Origin of the sequence: Halobacillus sp. B23F22_5, assembly GCF_043497085.1 — a bacterium.
GTDB lineage: Bacteria > Bacillota > Bacilli > Bacillales > Halobacillaceae > Thalassobacillus.
This window is the reverse complement of record NZ_JBIEKI010000021.1, coordinates 44,827-61,329: the sequence shown is the minus strand read 5'-3', so window position 1 is coordinate 61,329 and position 16,503 is coordinate 44,827. Positions and strand designations below refer to the sequence as shown.

At 33.1% G+C, this 16,503-nt stretch carries 23 protein-coding genes; 5 read left to right on the top strand and 18 right to left on the bottom strand.

Features of this window, described 5'->3' with window-relative positions:
* Positions 1-183: 183 nt before the first annotated feature.
* The 14 genes from ACGTN9_RS19000 to ACGTN9_RS18935 form a co-directional block, all read right to left on the bottom strand.
* Positions 184-396, bottom strand: a complete 213-nt coding sequence (locus ACGTN9_RS19000; RefSeq protein ID WP_499595916.1) for a hypothetical protein — start codon at positions 394-396, stop codon at positions 184-186.
* 218 nt (positions 397-614) lie between these two features.
* A complete protein-coding gene (locus ACGTN9_RS18995) occupies positions 615-1,016 on the bottom strand; it encodes a hypothetical protein (protein WP_499595914.1) in 402 nt (133 codons plus the stop codon).
* Between the two features lie 182 nt (positions 1,017-1,198).
* The gene (locus ACGTN9_RS18990; RefSeq protein ID WP_499595912.1) at positions 1,199-1,453 is read right to left on the bottom strand and encodes a hypothetical protein; all 255 of its coding nucleotides are present in this window, start codon (positions 1,451-1,453) and stop codon (positions 1,199-1,201) included.
* A 463-nt stretch (positions 1,454-1,916) separates the two neighbouring features.
* Entirely contained in the window at positions 1,917-2,099 is a 183-nt protein-coding gene (locus tag ACGTN9_RS18985) for a hypothetical protein (protein WP_499595911.1), read from the bottom strand.
* 953 nt (positions 2,100-3,052) lie between these two features.
* Positions 3,053-3,367, bottom strand: coding sequence for a TIGR04104 family putative zinc finger protein (locus ACGTN9_RS18980; RefSeq protein ID WP_499595910.1), 315 nt, complete (start codon positions 3,365-3,367; stop codon positions 3,053-3,055).
* Positions 3,368-3,608: 241 nt separating this feature from the next.
* The gene (locus ACGTN9_RS18975) at positions 3,609-3,878 is read right to left on the bottom strand and encodes a YesK family protein (protein ID WP_499595908.1); all 270 of its coding nucleotides are present in this window, start codon (positions 3,876-3,878) and stop codon (positions 3,609-3,611) included.
* Between the two features lie 278 nt (positions 3,879-4,156).
* On the bottom strand, positions 4,157-4,462 hold the full coding sequence (locus ACGTN9_RS18970; RefSeq protein WP_499595905.1) for an inner-membrane translocator: 306 nt from the start codon (positions 4,460-4,462) through the stop codon (positions 4,157-4,159).
* A gap of 136 nt (positions 4,463-4,598) precedes the next feature.
* Entirely contained in the window at positions 4,599-5,243 is a 645-nt protein-coding gene (locus tag ACGTN9_RS18965) for a permease prefix domain 1-containing protein (protein ID WP_499595902.1), read from the bottom strand.
* Complete coding sequence (locus tag ACGTN9_RS18960; RefSeq protein ID WP_499595899.1) at positions 5,240-5,566, bottom strand: PadR family transcriptional regulator; 327 nt, start codon at positions 5,564-5,566, stop codon at positions 5,240-5,242. The genes ACGTN9_RS18965 and ACGTN9_RS18960 overlap by 4 nt, the downstream gene beginning before the upstream one ends.
* A gap of 1,036 nt (positions 5,567-6,602) precedes the next feature.
* Entirely contained in the window at positions 6,603-7,508 is a 906-nt protein-coding gene (locus tag ACGTN9_RS18955; protein WP_499595896.1) for a zf-HC2 domain-containing protein, read from the bottom strand.
* Positions 7,505-7,993 (bottom strand): RNA polymerase sigma factor, encoded by a 489-nt coding sequence (locus ACGTN9_RS18950; RefSeq protein WP_499595894.1) that lies wholly within the window; start codon positions 7,991-7,993, stop codon positions 7,505-7,507. Before ACGTN9_RS18950 ends, ACGTN9_RS18955 begins: the two co-directional genes overlap by 4 nt.
* Positions 7,994-8,317: 324 nt before the next feature.
* Positions 8,318-8,782 (bottom strand): NUDIX hydrolase, encoded by a 465-nt coding sequence (locus ACGTN9_RS18945; protein ID WP_499595891.1) that lies wholly within the window; start codon positions 8,780-8,782, stop codon positions 8,318-8,320.
* Positions 8,783-9,040: 258 nt separating this feature from the next.
* Positions 9,041-9,457 (bottom strand): group-specific protein, encoded by a 417-nt coding sequence (locus tag ACGTN9_RS18940; RefSeq protein WP_499595889.1) that lies wholly within the window; start codon positions 9,455-9,457, stop codon positions 9,041-9,043.
* A 275-nt stretch (positions 9,458-9,732) separates the two neighbouring features.
* A complete protein-coding gene (locus ACGTN9_RS18935; RefSeq protein ID WP_499595886.1) occupies positions 9,733-10,209 on the bottom strand; it encodes a GNAT family N-acetyltransferase in 477 nt (158 codons plus the stop codon).
* A 1,296-nt stretch (positions 10,210-11,505) separates the two neighbouring features.
* Between ACGTN9_RS18935 and ACGTN9_RS18930 the strand changes: the two genes are divergently transcribed.
* A complete protein-coding gene (locus ACGTN9_RS18930; RefSeq protein WP_499595884.1) occupies positions 11,506-11,760 on the top strand; it encodes a hypothetical protein in 255 nt (84 codons plus the stop codon).
* Positions 11,761-12,006: 246 nt separating this feature from the next.
* Here ACGTN9_RS18930 and ACGTN9_RS18925 read toward each other — a convergent pair whose 3' ends face one another.
* Complete coding sequence (locus ACGTN9_RS18925) at positions 12,007-12,315, bottom strand: hypothetical protein (RefSeq protein ID WP_499595883.1); 309 nt, start codon at positions 12,313-12,315, stop codon at positions 12,007-12,009.
* Positions 12,316-12,493: 178 nt separating this feature from the next.
* On the opposite strand from ACGTN9_RS18925, the gene ACGTN9_RS18920 reads away from it, so the two are divergent.
* A complete protein-coding gene (locus ACGTN9_RS18920; RefSeq protein ID WP_499595925.1) occupies positions 12,494-12,685 on the top strand; it encodes a YqaE/Pmp3 family membrane protein in 192 nt (63 codons plus the stop codon).
* Between the two features lie 80 nt (positions 12,686-12,765).
* Here the strand turns inward: ACGTN9_RS18920 and ACGTN9_RS18915 are convergent, their stop codons facing one another.
* On the bottom strand, positions 12,766-13,059 hold the full coding sequence (locus tag ACGTN9_RS18915; protein ID WP_499595924.1) for a YolD-like family protein: 294 nt from the start codon (positions 13,057-13,059) through the stop codon (positions 12,766-12,768).
* 360 nt (positions 13,060-13,419) lie between these two features.
* Between ACGTN9_RS18915 and ACGTN9_RS18910 the strand changes: the two genes are divergently transcribed.
* From ACGTN9_RS18910 to ACGTN9_RS18900, 3 genes are all read left to right on the top strand, one after another.
* Positions 13,420-13,608: a hypothetical protein gene (locus ACGTN9_RS18910; protein ID WP_499595881.1), complete on the top strand. Its 189-nt coding sequence runs from the start codon at positions 13,420-13,422 to the stop codon at positions 13,606-13,608.
* A 107-nt stretch (positions 13,609-13,715) separates the two neighbouring features.
* Positions 13,716-13,946, top strand: coding sequence for a hypothetical protein (locus ACGTN9_RS18905; RefSeq protein ID WP_499595879.1), 231 nt, complete (start codon positions 13,716-13,718; stop codon positions 13,944-13,946).
* A gap of 498 nt (positions 13,947-14,444) precedes the next feature.
* The gene (locus ACGTN9_RS18900) at positions 14,445-14,654 is read left to right on the top strand and encodes a hypothetical protein (protein ID WP_499595877.1); all 210 of its coding nucleotides are present in this window, start codon (positions 14,445-14,447) and stop codon (positions 14,652-14,654) included.
* 13 nt (positions 14,655-14,667) lie between these two features.
* Here the strand turns inward: ACGTN9_RS18900 and ACGTN9_RS18895 are convergent, their stop codons facing one another.
* Together ACGTN9_RS18895 and ACGTN9_RS18890 are read right to left on the bottom strand one after the other, a co-directional pair.
* On the bottom strand, positions 14,668-15,657 hold the full coding sequence (locus tag ACGTN9_RS18895) for a hypothetical protein (RefSeq protein ID WP_499595875.1): 990 nt from the start codon (positions 15,655-15,657) through the stop codon (positions 14,668-14,670).
* Between the two features lie 91 nt (positions 15,658-15,748).
* Complete coding sequence (locus tag ACGTN9_RS18890; RefSeq protein WP_499595873.1) at positions 15,749-16,438, bottom strand: DNA/RNA nuclease SfsA; 690 nt, start codon at positions 16,436-16,438, stop codon at positions 15,749-15,751.
* Between the last annotated feature and the right edge of the window lie 65 nt (positions 16,439-16,503).

The window sequence follows — 16,503 nt, the reverse complement described above, 5'->3', positions numbered from 1 at the left end:
TTCAACCAATTAAAACCTAATGCTAGGCTACCATATAATTACCATAAAAAAACATTCCATTGTTGAAGTGTTGTTCTGCTCCGCTAGTTAAAAAAAGCGATCGTCTATATTGAACAATCGCCCCCTATTGTGGAAGACTTGATTCCGAGACATCTTGGAGCAAATATTAAACTACCGCATCCGTTAGTGAGACAAATCATTATATACTTTATTATTTTCTTTGTTACCAAATTTCCTAATAAGGAACGCAATAATAGTAATAATTGCGCCAGCAAATATTAAAATAAAGGTGAAATTCCCCCAAAACGTATCGGATAAGCCATTATGTCGAATTATACCGTTAGCAATCAAAGAACCTAAACAAATTATAAAACCGAACCATTCTATAAATTTCATTCTTGGTATACCTCCCCTTTCAACCAATTAAAACCTAATGCTAGGCTACCATATAATTACCATAAAAAAACATTCCATTGTTGAAGTGTTGTTCTGCTCCGCTAGTTAAAAAAAGCGATCGTCTATATTGAACAATCGCCCCCTATTGCGGAAGACTTGATTTCGAGATATTGAAGCAGATCTTCAACTAACGCACCCGTATCCTGAATAAAATCACTTTACGGTCTATACCCCAAACTCATACTAAAGAAAAAAGCATAGCCGAAAAGGACTGCCATCCCAACTACCAGGAAAACAAACATAAGAATTTTCCCTTTAAGGTCTTTCTCTCTTTTAAACCAAGATAAACTTAGGATTAGGAATATAATTACAGTCGGCACTAAATATAAAAGCAATCCTATATCAGCCCAGTTCGAATTCTTCTCCCAATAAATTTCTGGGATAGGAGAACCCTTATGATACAGAGCGTAAATTCTCTCTCTTACTACGATAAAAATCAACGAAACTATAAAGAAGTATCCATAACCAATATATTTAACTATCTTTGAAAATACCTCTGAACGATTCAGCATTGCAATTACAACAAGAAATAATGGTATTAATACAATATAGTCATTCACTTCTTATCCCATCTTTTCATTAAAATTTTCAAGTCCTTACACAACTCTAATGCTCTATATAAATTTAACATCATATATTTGTTGAACTTTTCTGCTCCGTCCCTATGCTTATGTAATAAAGGCGAGTACTCTTTTTAGCCATATCCTCCCCCCTATTGTCGAGGACTCGAATTCAAGATGCATCAAGTTTTTTCTTTTAAAAATGGGGGGTGTGCTGTAAAGATAAATGAAACAAGCAGCCCAAATGCAGAATAAATAGTTGAGTTAATAGCTGCAAACCCACTAAAAGTAAGGGTTTTATAAATAAACCAGGCTGTAATAACACTTACAAACAAGGCAGGTATGTAATATTTCTTCTCTTTACTGTTCTTAACTTTTATCAGTAAATATATGACTTGTAAAAGAAGAAGAGTTAGAAGTACCACCTTAATCACCACATTTATTCCCCCTTCAACAATAAATTCCTTCTACCCGGTAAGTGGATAAGGAAAAGCTAAATCACATGTAAAATTCAGTTCTCTCCCCCGTTAATACAACAAGACTGCCAAAGTTACATCATATTTGGAATAAACACATTTATAAATAAGAAATAACCTAATGCACCTATTAGCAAAAAAAGTATTACAATAATAGTAGCTTTAGGCACCACAAAAACTCTCCTTTGCTAAATATTAATATGTAAAAAAATCATTATGCTTATCTTATTTGTTTATGTTATTCTTAAACTCTTCTGCTCTGTTAGTGTAAAAGCCAAGCGCATCTATTGGGCAATTTTCCGCAATAACTTAAATCTTGATTACAAACTAATGGCTCAATTCCCAGGAAAGTAGTTAAGGAGTGTTCCAGAAGAATGTAGTAACAACTAAGGGAATAATTAATGTAATAAAAACAATTAATCCGTTACCTATGAATCCAATTTTTTCGGTAAATTCCCTTTTTAGAAAACAGCGCAATAACCAAACCAATTATAGATGTAACCCCTCCAGCGAGTAGAAAGCTATCATTTCCAAAAAGCATTGTAATATATATAACTAAACTAATTAAAAATAAAGCAGCCGAAATAATACCTAAATTTCTTCGCACTTTCCCTCTCCTCACGTACTAAGTATTTCAAAATTAGAACTCAGTATTAATTACTAATAGAGGATCACCTTCATAAGGATAAGCACTCATTTCTTGAATAATGTTTCAAGATAAAAGTAGATAATATTCTCGGTTCTCATATTACTAACTATATAAATGCGCTCTCACATGTTCAAACACCTTATTTTCTTTCAACCAGCAAATGTAAAAAGCAACAAACTGATTCCAAATAAAGTACTTGCTATTCCAATTGCTAGGTACATGATAAATTCAAAAGTTGAAAGTTTCCTTTGTTTTTTTATTTTTGCCAAATGTGAACCATAAAAAATTGAACTCATAACTAGTACTGTAATAGAAATTGCACGTAATGACTCCGCTAATATTACCAGGAAGATCAACTCCCTTATTTTATAGTTTTGCGCTACTCCCCATTCTAGTTTATATTAGTATTTCGCATTACCTATTATTAAGAATAGAAGTCATTCCTAGTTAAGCAATCGCCCCGTTTATTCAAGACTAAAAATCAAGATACATAAGACTTTTTATACCCATGAACGATTAGGACAATAATTATAGATAAAGGAATGCTAAATAAAACTTCATAACTTATAAGCAAGTACATAATAATGATCGGAATTAGTAACATCACGATTATACTCGAAGGTTTATTGTATTTGTATAAGAAGTAACCAATAAGACTAGTAATCATTGTTGGAACAAGGACTAACGTTATCACCATCGGAGTCATGTCAGTAAGACCTCCTCTCCTCCACCTATTAAATAAAGCGTATTATCCTTTTATCGATTTTCCGTTTTTGCCCCCAATTAAAGTAACAACACACCTGTAATGACAATCAATTTAAAGTTCTGTTGCTAAGGTAAAGCCACCGAAAATTGATTAACTAAGTTAAGACCTCAGTCGATAATCTCCAGTCACCATCGAGCTATTAAGGTTATGAAGGAACATCGCAAAAAGGATCTTTTTGCTTTTCGCTACTTAACTTAACTATAAACGGTACAACTAACGTCAAAACTGGAAAAAGCATAAAACATATGATAGCCCAAGCAAGGATAGGTACATTCATAACAACCAATAAGGCCATTACAAATATAGGTATTAAATATAAGAGAGTACACCACCTTTTAGATCGTGTTGTCTGATACTGATTTTCTTTGCAATATGGACAAACAGCAGCATTACGAGAAAAAGTACGTTCTAAAGTCATTACCCATCCCCATTTATTTCCACAGTAATCACAACGCGGCATATAAAACCTCCTAATACAAAAGTGAAAACTATAATACATCTTACACTTCCGACAATAATAGCAACTCATTCCATATTACAATATCTAAGATAACTACCATTTCTCAAAAGAGTACTATACCTCGTTTACGAAACAGTGCTTATATAGTTACAAATGCTGATATTATCTGGAAACTGAGTCTTCCGTAATCCGTAAGTGAAAAAGTGATTGTTGAAGATTTAACTCCAAGATACTTACAACTTCACTTGTGCTTTTGTGGTTTTGCAATAAAAAAAGACACTATTGAAAAAAGAAGCAAAAAGAATGCTAGTATCCCATAAGCTCCCCCTTCGAACCCCCTAATTCTCACGAATCCAATATAAAATAATGTGATTGCAACAAGTAAAGTTAAAATTCCAGGAGCATTTCGTACAAATAACGGGAAGTCTTTTTTTCTAAGCCACCACGTTAATAATAAGACGATTACCCCAGGGACGATGGCTACAAGAAAGGGACCTTCTATCATGTTCATGTATAATCACTCCCTCTTTACAGTTATCTCATTTAAAAATAACATAAAATGGAATTTTATTTTGGCTTTATTCTGTTTTTCATCAATATTATTTAAAAATAGGGCGATCACTAATACAGCAATCGCTCCCGATACAGTAGGAGTTGATTTCAAGATATTTTGTAGGAATTATTAACTAAAGCACCTTTTCTGTAGGTGATTGACATCATTCCACTCTTATTTGAAATTAACTACCAAATCACTTGTTAAATCTACGTGCCTTGGATTATGGATTATTCTTATACTTGAGTATTCTTTTTAGTAAATAATTTTCCGATTATCATTACAAGCCCTATGAAGAAATGTATTAATCCATTAGCTACTGTAACAAGACCTATAAAAGCGGCCATTATGCTTCCTCCTTGGCCAGCATTACCAGGACCCACCAGGATTCCACCAACAGCAAAACCAAGCACAACGCCAAGAATGGCTAATAAAATACCAGAAACCCAGAGGGGAAAATTCCCACTTCTGTTCCATTTTATTATGAATATATTTGATGGGATTAACAATGCTGCAAGAAATAAATACATCAGTACATCCATACAATCCCTCCTAACCCCTAAAATAAGTTCTTATATCTAATAATTTATATAGTAACACTTAAACCACTTCAAAATTATTTACTTAACAACCTTATCTTGAAATAGAAAAAATCTATTTAATCCAACTATTAGAAACTTACTTGACCATATTTCTTTTAGTTTTTTTATTGCTCACAAAAAGTATGGTGAATAGTTGTCTTGAAATAATGTATGCAAAAGCACCAATAGGAATGGTGTACAAATCCAACCATAAACCATCCTGATATTGCTCTGGCTGCATAAATAGCAATAGTGTTTGAATTCCACCAATGACCAGAAATGGGAACATGAAGAATAGCCAAGGATTTAATAGCCATTTCAATTTAAATTTACTATTAAGGGCTTCATACCCAGCCTCACCAAAACCCGCAATAAAGGCTATGATAAACATCGCCATTACGACACTATACATTGGCAGACTATTATCAAACTCCGGGTGATAGTACTCCATAGCAGAATAGGAAGCAATGCTTAAAAATACAGTTGCAAATATGACACTCCACACAAACCGGATCAGTTTATAAAACGGAAAAAAAGACCTCTTTAACTCCCGATTCAAGTCATTCTTATTGCCAAATGATTCAATGGCCAAACGAATAGCCACATCTTCAGAATATCCTTTAACTAAAAGCTCTTGCACATGTTCCCGAAGGTGTCCATAAATCTCTTCTCTTAACTCTCTTTTTTCATCATCAGGTAAATCCATGGTGATTTCCTCTACATAATGCTCAATCTCCTTCATGATAATTCCTCCACTGTATTTTCAATTAACGAATTAATTTGTTTCCAATTCTTAAGTTTTTCTGCCAATACAGTAATTCCGGTTTCGGTTATAGAGTAATACTTTCTCCTCCCGCCCTCAGATTCATGACTCCAATATGAAGTCACACATTCTTTTTTTTCGAGTCTTTTTAAAGCAGGATACAGTGTTCCTTCATTCATATGGTAGGAATCTTGGCTTAAAGCCCTTAGTTTTTTGGTCATTTCGTAACCATAGCAATCCTTTTCAGCTAGTAATGAAAGCAATAAAATCTCAATACTGCCCTTTAACAGCTCTCTGTCCATAGTTTTACCTCCTAATATTAGTAATTACATTGTATAACTACTTACATCGTAAAGCAATGTAATGTCCCCTAAAAAATACCATGCATCTGCTAAGATGATGGTATTAATCGTTATGTAACTTTGCATTAAATGAAAAAAAGTGAAGGGTTTACAATAATAAAATGGCGATTCTTTGTTGATTAAACGCCCCCTATAACGTTTGATTTCGAGATATATTCGAGTATGTTTATATCTAAAGCTTCTGTTAGCTTTACTAATTACTTTTCTTCATAATGTAATATCGCTAAACATATCATTCCAATTGATAGAAATGTGATTGGGGTACTTCCTTCATTAGACCCTTGAATAACCAATACAATTGTAGCTACACCAATTCCTAATGGAACTGCTCTTAGAATATGTCTAATCCATTTCCTAAACGTTCTTGACCACCCCCTAAGACCAATATAAAACGTATCATTGACTCTTATATACTATTGCTCCGCAAGCTGAATAAGCGATAGCCATAATGCAACTATCGCCCCCTATTCAGAAAGACTCAGTCTCAAGATATTATTAATCCTCTTTAACCCCTACCCCTGTTCCCAATACATTAATTATTAGTAAATAAAAAGGATAAGATAATACAGCAAATATAATTTATGTTGCAGGCCGTTATATATTTAGGGAGAGATAAAGACTATTACGAAAACCTTCCTCCTTCAGAAATCTACAAAGAAGCTCTCCGTCTTTATAGTGAAAACAATTCACAAGATAGTGGTCAACCCTTAATGAAGTCATGTATCCATTCGACATAAATATACTCCAAAACTAACAATCCCTTCGGTTCACTTTCACCTTATTTTATCCCTTTTGTTGAAGATGGACTCTGATCAGTAGAGTTTGGGGTTTCAACCAATTCAAAGGATACTTTTTGGCCATGTTTTAGAAATCTGAATCCATCAGGGACCCTTCTGTATCAAATAATATAGAACTAAAATTAAGAAAAGAATCACTGATTGGTGAGTCTATTATAAACTAGTGAAAGCAACAACTATTATAAAGTGCTTTTCGGCTTCTTAATTGATAATTTTTTTAATATGTTCCTTCCAGCTAACAACGCAAAATATAAAGAAATGGCGACTAGTAATATTAGATAAAAGTCTCGTCCAGCAAGGTAAGTGGCAGAGTGAAGACCTTTTATAAGGAAGTGAGCAAACAGGTAAGAGATAGGCAATAGAATAATCTTTTCTAGTCCATTTCTTATTTTTTCGTTCTTACGGAATATGACCAATCCAATTCCACAAATAAGTGAAAATCCTACAGCAAACAACAAATAGTAGCTTAAAACAAGCCGAGGTAACGTCATAACAGAACCATCCGTTATTGGATCTCCATAAATTAAAGTATTTTCACTTCCATCGGTATTGTAATAGTAGATTGAAGCGACCGTTTCCCCATTCGGGTTTAAGACCGTATTTTCCAGGTTGTTTCTGCTTATTTTCTGGTGCCAAATCGTTTCCCATGTCGTTATATCATAGACATAACCTGAATTGTCTGCTGCTGGATATTCGGTTACATCAAATCCAGCGACTTCTTCACCAAAATTCAAAAGTACAGTTCCGTCATCCTTTTCAATGATTGAAACCGCATCTTCATTATAAGATAGGTATGCTGGCGTTGTTAGATAAGCGATTGTAACCACTGCAAAAACCAATGTTACCATGACTGAAAATATAATCGTCTGCAGCTTTTTCCTTCGCAATGTATTTTGTATGTTTCTTAAGGGAGCTATATCTGTATCTACTGGCGGTTCTTCAAAAGTCCGCATTTCTTTAAGGCGTTTTTTGCAGTTTTCACAAGAAGCTATATGGTCTTCGACTAGATCTCTCGTATCTTGACTTGCCATATCCTCGGCATATAACGGCAGTATATCCCTGATCACATTACAGCTGATTTTCATCGATAATCCCCCAATCGCGCTTTAACCTTTTCTCTAGCGCGGTGATAAGTAACACAAGCCCAGTTATCACTCTTTCCAAACAATTTGCCAATTTGCTTAAATGACAGTTCTCCAAATACACGGAGCGTAAAGACCTTTTTGTATGGCTCTTTTAAATTCTGGATAATTTCATGTGCCTTCATAGACGCTTCTGAAGTGGCTATTTCTTGTTCTACATTGTCTCCACTAGCTGTTTCTGGAACCGACTCAAAACCTACAAAGCTTTTTTTCTTACGCAAATAAGAGTAATAACTGTTTTTGGCAATTTGGCATAACCAAACACGGATATCACTATCCCCTCTGAAACTGTCTAGCGATGTTAATGCCTTCATAAAAGTTTCCGAAGTGATATCTTCAGAGATATGCTTATCGCCAGATAAACTATACACATATAAAAATACATCTTTAAAGTATGTATTATAAATATCCTCAAGCTGTGTCACCATCTCACCTCCTTATACATAAGACGCGATAAACTCAAATATCTTACAAAAATATAAAAAAACCGAACAAAGTACGCCCGGTCCTTTTTTCTTCTTCCATAATTATTGGGTACTGTAGTCGATACTTCTTCCCATGTATCCCTTTATAATATTCAGGGAACAACAAATAAAATAACAGTCTTACGTTAAATCCCTTTACTGCTATGTTTTGCTTTCGCTATATCAATCCCTTGATTTTCGAAGTATCTAAATGACTTACCAGCCCAAGTACCACTAACATTGATAAGGGTCATAAGTAATTTATTTTTATATATGGAAGTAAATATCTTATAGTACACGTAGATAATGTAGTGGTGGACGATTAACAAAGTGTTTCTCGATAGAAAGAAGGACTTCCTCATTGCCTGGTATTGAAACTGTATCCAATGCTTCTTTAAAGGAAACCCATTTATAATCACTATGCTCGTAGTTTAAATTTACCTTTTGTGACTCATCAACATAACCTACGAATACCGGTGCAATATAAATATAGTTCTCTTTAGGTGAATATATCTGGTCAAATTGATTGGAGCTATAAAGCGAGAGATCTGTAATTCCTGTTTCTTCTTTAACTTCTCTGAGAGCAGCTTCCCAGGCTTTTTCCCCTTCTTCGATTCCTCCACCTATGTAACACCAAACATCTCTTAAAACAGATGTATCACGTTTAAGTAATAAAACTTTATAGTCTGAGTCAGTTCTCTTTATTAAAACTGCAGCCACACCTGTACACCTTAGTGGTACCTCTAAATTCATTTACTTGAGACCTCCCAATTTAACTTGTATTAAATTTTGAAAATTATAATTCTCTGAGGCAAATATATACTTTACTGACCTTAAACTCAGCATAATTCTAATCATTTCAAAAACCTACTAATTACTCAACCACTTTACATAAAATTGTAAACTATCTCGAAACTGACTAGTGCACAAACCTGCCCAAAACGTTAAGAAGGGAGCAATTCTTTGACAGAATTGCCCCCTCTTGGTAAAGACTCAGTATCAAGATACCTCTTATGTAAAACCTAGATTTAATAAGTCATCAATACTTCCATTAGATGTATTTACTTCAGGAAGATGATAGAAGGTACTGGTCGTTTCGAATTGATTTACTTCATCGTTTGGTGAGTGGAGAAATATTCGTTTTCCTAGTGCAAGTGCCATACCTAATTCAATATGGCTTCCTTTTCCGGCCGGTAATAAAATAATAACAAAATCTGCTTCCTGGACAGCTTCCTTTTCTAGAGTTCCTATTTCTTTTAAGTCTTTGAATGAAGACGCTCTCTCATTTTTAGTCCAATCATAAGTTTGAATATAGCCTTGTTCTATCAGATGATTACTAACGTAACGAACTGTATCTATATTCTTAAAGCTTGATGCTACATAAAATTTCTTCAATGTATTGCTCCCTTTATCATATTTACCTGCCAAAATCCAAACTTGGGACGGCCAGCTCTTATTCGCTAATCGCCCCCTTTTGTGGAAGAATCGAATTAAAGATATTACAATTAATAATTTCTACCATTTCTGCAAGAGAATATGTAATGGCAAGCTATTCTTCACGCTCTCTTTTACTTCTTCACTTAATTCTCTCCTTGTTCCTATTATGGTTTTCTTGTAGCTCTGCTTCATTAGAAACTAAGATATGTTCACTCCAATAATAGCGACTGACCTTCAGTCTTTTTAAAGTGGCAAAGTGATTGGAATCAGGCACCGCCACCAATATTTTTCAACATATTCACACCTGCTATTTTAAACCCTAGCTCTTCATATAGTCTCCTAGCGTCTTCATTGCTACCAAAAACATGTAGTTTGAAGTAATAAATATCTTCCTCTTCTAACCATTTTTCTAAATTTTTCATCACACTAGTTCCAACGCCTCTACCTCTATAGTTTTCGAAAATAAAAATTTCATAAAGGAATGCACTTTTCTTTTCGCGTTCAATTTTAACCCAAACAAATCCAATTAACGTGTTATCTATACATATATTAAACAAGTGATGGTTTGAAGTATCCACACCTTCCGGAAGTAAATTGTTTAGCTTATTACGTGCCTCAAAAGATGGTGTTTCGTTATTTACTTCATGTTTATTCGACAATAGAACCTTACTATATCTCTCAACCTTATCTTCGAAATATAATGTAAATTCTTCTTTTGACATATTTTCTAACGCAATCGCCATTTTTTCCACCTCGTATAGTATGTTTAAGAGATCTTCTTAGTAGAATCAGAAGCTTAGCCTTATAAAGATAATTAATTTTATTTTTTAAATTATGACTAAAGCACCACGTTTATTAGATAAAAAATACCGTATAACAAAGCACCACCAACTAAAATAAATATTCCAACCATTATGAAACCGTACGTAAAGCCCTTAAACATAGAGAACAAATCAAAAAACATATTTTTTAAAGTTTTTAATATAATGTGCAAGTGCTAGCCTCCCTACAATTCTATTTTAAAAATGATTTTCTTTTAACATGCCAAAGTTTTGACAGAGAAACAAGTTTAGAGTTATGTAATATTCAAACGAAATCACTGTTTACTCCAAGGCTCTAACTGCAATTCCTTTTTGGGTTCTGACCAAAAGCCTATTATAGCAACTAAACAAAATATCAAAAGGTCTTAGGTCTTAGATCACTATCTCTCCTAAAAGCACTATATTTTATATACGAATAAGTAAAGATATTGTTTCAAAAACGACTATTATCTCGAAACTGAGTTTTCAACAATCCTGCCCTTTAGCGAAAGACTCAGTTTCGAGATAATCGTCCTGTCACTTTTAACAATACCAAAAGTTATTAGCCCAAACCTACATCAAGTCCTTTTCTTTGCTTTTCTTAAAATCAAAATTAATATCCATTATGGCACCAATTTGGTTTAACCAATAGAACATAATAAATGAAAAAACCTCTCAAAAGTTCAGTGAACTAATGAGAGGCTAACTAAATAGGATATTTTGTTTTTTGAATGACAAAAAGTATGTCATTCATGGATTACACAAGGTGTTAAACCCCTTCACTAAAGGGTTTTGGGCGTTATTACATCATGCCGCCCATTCACTGTATTAAATAAATAATAAAAGATTAGACGTATGAATCCTTAAATAATCGGTGTTCCAACTTTATGTAAATAGCACGAGATCAAATAGGATATATATACTGATAATTAAAATCCAGTCAATATCCAGTCAGAAGCGCGAGCATGTGTGCATTAAATTGTGACCCTAAAACGACCTCCACTCTGTCAAGGTGGTAGATTAGATATGTATGATACAGTTTTAGTATTTTTAAGCTTGTTACACCAATAGTTAATCTATGTTTTTTTATTATTGAGGACATTTCGTTTAAGTTTGCCTCCATTTTTTCCCCATAGTTATTATATAAATTCTGCCCTTTAAATTTTTTCATTAATAAGAATTGTATCTGGGAATCTTTGTTATTATATTACTAAAGTTACATAATAGGGGAGGATTTTAATGGTTGTCTATTTTTATGTATTAGGCTATCTCATTTTAGTTGGAACAGCTGTATGGGTGGGGGTGTTTTTTGCTATAAAAGACAATTTTATAACAGGTGACCAATCTTTATGGATGACATTATCAACGGTAGGATCTATTGTTTTTTATGGTTTTGTATCTGCAAGTGTTTTTCTGGGTGCAGGTGCTTTTTTGTCCTTGATGGAAAGAAAGACGGATGCAATAGAAAAAATAGCAAAAAAAATTAATCTATAACATAAAAAAGGGGGCTTCTACGCCCTCCCTTTCTTTGGTCTCCATAGCTACAAGTAATATAACTGTAGCCTAATATATTCTGCTTAAATTTACTCCAGACACTATATTTTTTTGTGATTCTTGTATGAGAAGCCTATAAGCCCTATATAACAAGGGATACAACGTTTTTAGATTCTTGTATGGTTTTTGTATGAAGCGTAGTTTTTTGTATGAGATTGTTTAAATGCTCTCTTTGTGGTCAGTATATCACCAGGTTTTAAGTGTATGCTTAATTTTCTTCTTGTATCCAGCTTGTAATGTACGGTGCAGCCTGTCTATTGGTTTACTCTTAATAACTGCAGTTATAGTTTCTCTTGTAAGCGGTACGCCTTCCAGGATAATATTATCTTCTTTTGCCCTATCACATACTTTATTAATGCTATTGGTAATGGCGTATTCTTTGATGATCCATTTTTCTGTTGTATCTGCTTTATAGCTTTCAACTAAGTCTATGTAGTTTTGAAGCCTTTTTATGTCCTCTTTAGCCCTTTTTACTGTAATTAAGTTTCTTGCCATTATATAACCTCCTTTTTCTTTTAATGATAAGGCTTTATATTGATTCATTTCATTCCATCATTGTCTATATTGTGACATATGCCCCAATATAATGGTTATATATGGATTAAATAAAGGTATTTTAATTGAGCGTGTAGAAACTATACTTATAAAAAAAATAATGGAAATGAGGGATAATTTGCTTTATTTATTGGCTATTTTTTTGCCCCCTGTCGCTGTGTTACTCGTTGGGAAACCATTTCAAGCATTAATTAACTTTTTCTTAACTCTTTTACTCTGGATACCAGGAAGTATTCATGCGATTTTAGTAGTAAATGAACATAAAGCTGACAAACGAATGAAAAAACAAGTAAAGATGATGAAAAGCTAAATGCCCATTCTTGGGTATATTAGCTTCCATTCAAGGAATGTATTCAGAATTAAAAAAAGCATCTCCCATCATCGTGACTTTCATAAGAAAGAAACTTCGCATACGTTACTCAAAGATAAATACTTAGTAGACCTATTATGGTCATCAACACATTTTAAACGGAGGTTTTCAATATCAAAAGAAATCACTTTAACTTTGATTGAACTATAATTGAATCCGTTATGAAATTTTAAATTTATTGGAAGATTATCCTTCAAAGCGAGTTGCAGTGCATAACCAATCTCCTCCCACTGTTGTTCATCCAAAATAGGCTTTTCAATGCGCTCATCCTCTTTCCATACTCGTTTCACCATCTTCACATGCTCCGGCAACATAAGAGACGTCCATTTAATAGTTCCACGATCCCGATTTAGATTATCCATTTACAGTTGCACCCTTCCTTTCCTTGTATGGGTATACCGACAGGATTCCATCCAACCTGAATGATCGCACTTTCTTGCGATTGTAGCAATAAGCAAGAACGTTGCTATCTCGAATTTCAACAACACGAATCCTACGTTGAGTCATGTTTCCTTTTCCATCAATATAAATCATTTCAAGGCTCATCTTAGTCCCAGAAGCACGGTTCAACATTCCATTCATTTGTCGTCACCCCTTTAATACGAACATTCGTTCTATGTATGTATGATATCACAACTTGTTGAGAAATAAACTGGAAAATGGAGGTGTTTTAAATGAGGTTGTTCAGGGATTTAGAGATGGCCATCTTTTACAATGATGATGAAGCTACAAAAATAAAAATGAATGAGAAATGGCTGGGAGAACCAATACAGAATAGACCTGTTCTAGATGACAAAGGAGATCCACTCATGATGTCGATGAATTTTATTGGGATATCAGTGAGGATGTTAGGGATAGCTTAAAAGTGAAGACCAATCAAGCCTACATAAAAATTCATAAAACAAATTTCGCATAACATGACACCAAAAGCCCCCTTACTAACGATTATAGAGTAAGGAGGCGAAAATAAATGAATACTACTATGCGAAAATTGGACAAGTGGCAAGAGGTTTTAGTTAAGCAAGAGTTAAACGAAGAGTTGAAACAGGTGTTGAAAGAAATGCATATGTATTTTGGAGTTCTTGATTATGAAATGAACCGATTGAAGGTGAAAATACTTACTTATGAGGGTTACTTAGAAGGCTTGGGGCAGGGAGATTTAATTATGGATGAGCTTTATTTGGAAGAGGACAAAAACTAAACTAATGTAACAATTAGGCAGCCGATCAAATATTGTCTAGTTGGGTTACGTATAATTCTCTTGAATAATTTGCACCTATACCTAAAGTTTTATATTTATAAACAAAACGCCTGAACCTTATATAGATTCAAGCGTTTTTTTGTTGGATGCCGCCCATAGCTTCACCTAAGTGAATAAGTTAAAATAGTATCCATAAAGCATTATATTAGGCATTTTAACAGTACGAACTCCTCATTCATAATTATAAGGATATAACTACAAATTAGTAATAGTATGTCAAAAGTTATGTCATTAATAAATCATAAGAATAGCGTTATACCTTAAGACCTATTAAATAATCTCCTTCTGAAAAATACGATCTATAAGTCCATTACTTCTCTTTAAAGTCAAAACGCTAAGACATTCCGGGTATTTTTCTTATATAAAGGTTCCCCTAATTTTCCCCTTGCCCTATTTTTAAGTTATAATTAAAGAGAGAATACTTAAGGGAGGATAATTATGTTAAAAAAGGATGAACCAATTAAATTAAGAGAAAAAGAGAGAATATACTATTTCCCTAATGATGATAAAGTGGTTTTAAATAACGTAGTAGAATTAATTGTAAGAGAATCCGGTACGCATCGCATTAAAACCGAAGACAAGAAGCTTCATATCATACCTCATGGTTGGATTCATATTGAAATTGATGAAGAAGACTGGACAGTTTAAAAATCTGTTCAGTCTATTTTTGATTATAGCGCCAATGTAAACCACTAACTCCTAAAGCAACAAGGATTGCAGCTGATAAAAGCCAACCCGTATTTTCCCAAGTTAAATTATTCTTTATAATAAGATTACTAAATTGAAATCCAAATAAAGCTAATGAACTTAACCCCCCAAACCAAAAAGATCTTTTGAAACGCTTTTTTATAGTTACCGACATTTTAACTCCGAATTTACTGTTAGTATCCTTTAACTCTAGATAGGTCCTATCTTTTCTAAAATCTATAGGACGTGTATCTACTGTTAAGGTTTTTGAGTTTAATTTTGTACCCTTTTCTAAGGTATCATTTAAATTAAGATATTCCCCTTCGGTAACTATATCAATAAATCCTTGGCCTTCAGATTTATCATAAGTTAAGACATTTAACGTATATATACTCTCATCATACAATATTAAATTAGCTTTTTTTTCAGTAGGTTCATACTTCATGGAAAGCTTGCCAGCTATATCGTTAACATAAAAAAAATTCACCTCTTTAAAGTAATTTTCTATACTTTCCACTTTTTTTAGCCATGAAACTTTTTTAATTGTTTTAATTTCTATTTCACCCACGTTATTTTCCATTGCCATAAGGTTGTTTAAACTTCCCTGAACATCTGTTTCAATATCTATAAACTCATGTAATTCTAAAAAGAAATTTATCTGCTCAGTCTCTTCGCTTCTACTATAGTCTATAAATTTCACTTTTCTAATTGGAATGAAAACCTTTTCGTCACACTGTTTTATATCCCCATGATATTGTGCTTTATCACTTGGGTCATAGCAGTAAAAGATAACCCCTTCTTTATCTCTCATATATTTTAATTTTGCCAATATATTTTCATCTATATTCTTAATACGATATCGATACTGAATAACAAAGCCCTTAGGTAAACCTAATGCTCTATAGATATCTTCTACATAAAGGTCTCTATAATTTGAACTTACAAATACTATAGAACTCCCCACGCTTCCACCCCATTATATACGTCTATGATACAATTATTTGGATTTTATTGAAAAGTTAAAAGTTATGTTATTTATATATAATATGATTAACTTACAGTTTACCAATTTTTAATGATTCATCATGAGATATTTTATATCCATTATATAATAACCTTAATGTTTTTAATTTCAATCCTTCATCAACACACTCTCTTAATAATTTTGTGTACTTAGAATCTTCTTCAAAATTCACTCTTTTTATGACAGGGCTTAATGAAACTAAAAAATAATGTACTTCTCTCCCTCTTTTTAATAAATCACGAATTTTATATAGCTGTTCCAAGGAACGTTCAGAATTCACTTGAGGGAAAACGGTATTTTCTTCATCTGAGATAATACCTTTTGCTTCAATAATTATATCTGAATTAGTTTTTTCACTTATTAGATAAAGGTCAGATTTATAGTTATTATCCAAAAGTTTTTCTCTATATATTGCATATTCATGCTCAGAATATAACATACTAGCATGGATTAGGTTCTCAATAATATAATTCACTTTATTTAAGTTTAAAATAATAAACTGCCCCTCATGTATTACCGCAAACAGTGCATACTTTGTTCTAGCCTTAGGTGATTTATTAGCTGTTAATAACACCTCACACTCATCTAACGTAAGATAATTTTGTAACCTCGAAGAACTAGGTACATAACACTCTACCTCCTCCTCCTGCACTTTCACTTTACATAGGAACCTATTTTTACATTCAGATAAAAACCTTCCTCTTGTGGTTTTTATATACATAACTCCTCCACCTTTAAGATTAAAGCCCTAACCATATAGGTAGGGCTTTAATCATAATAAATATT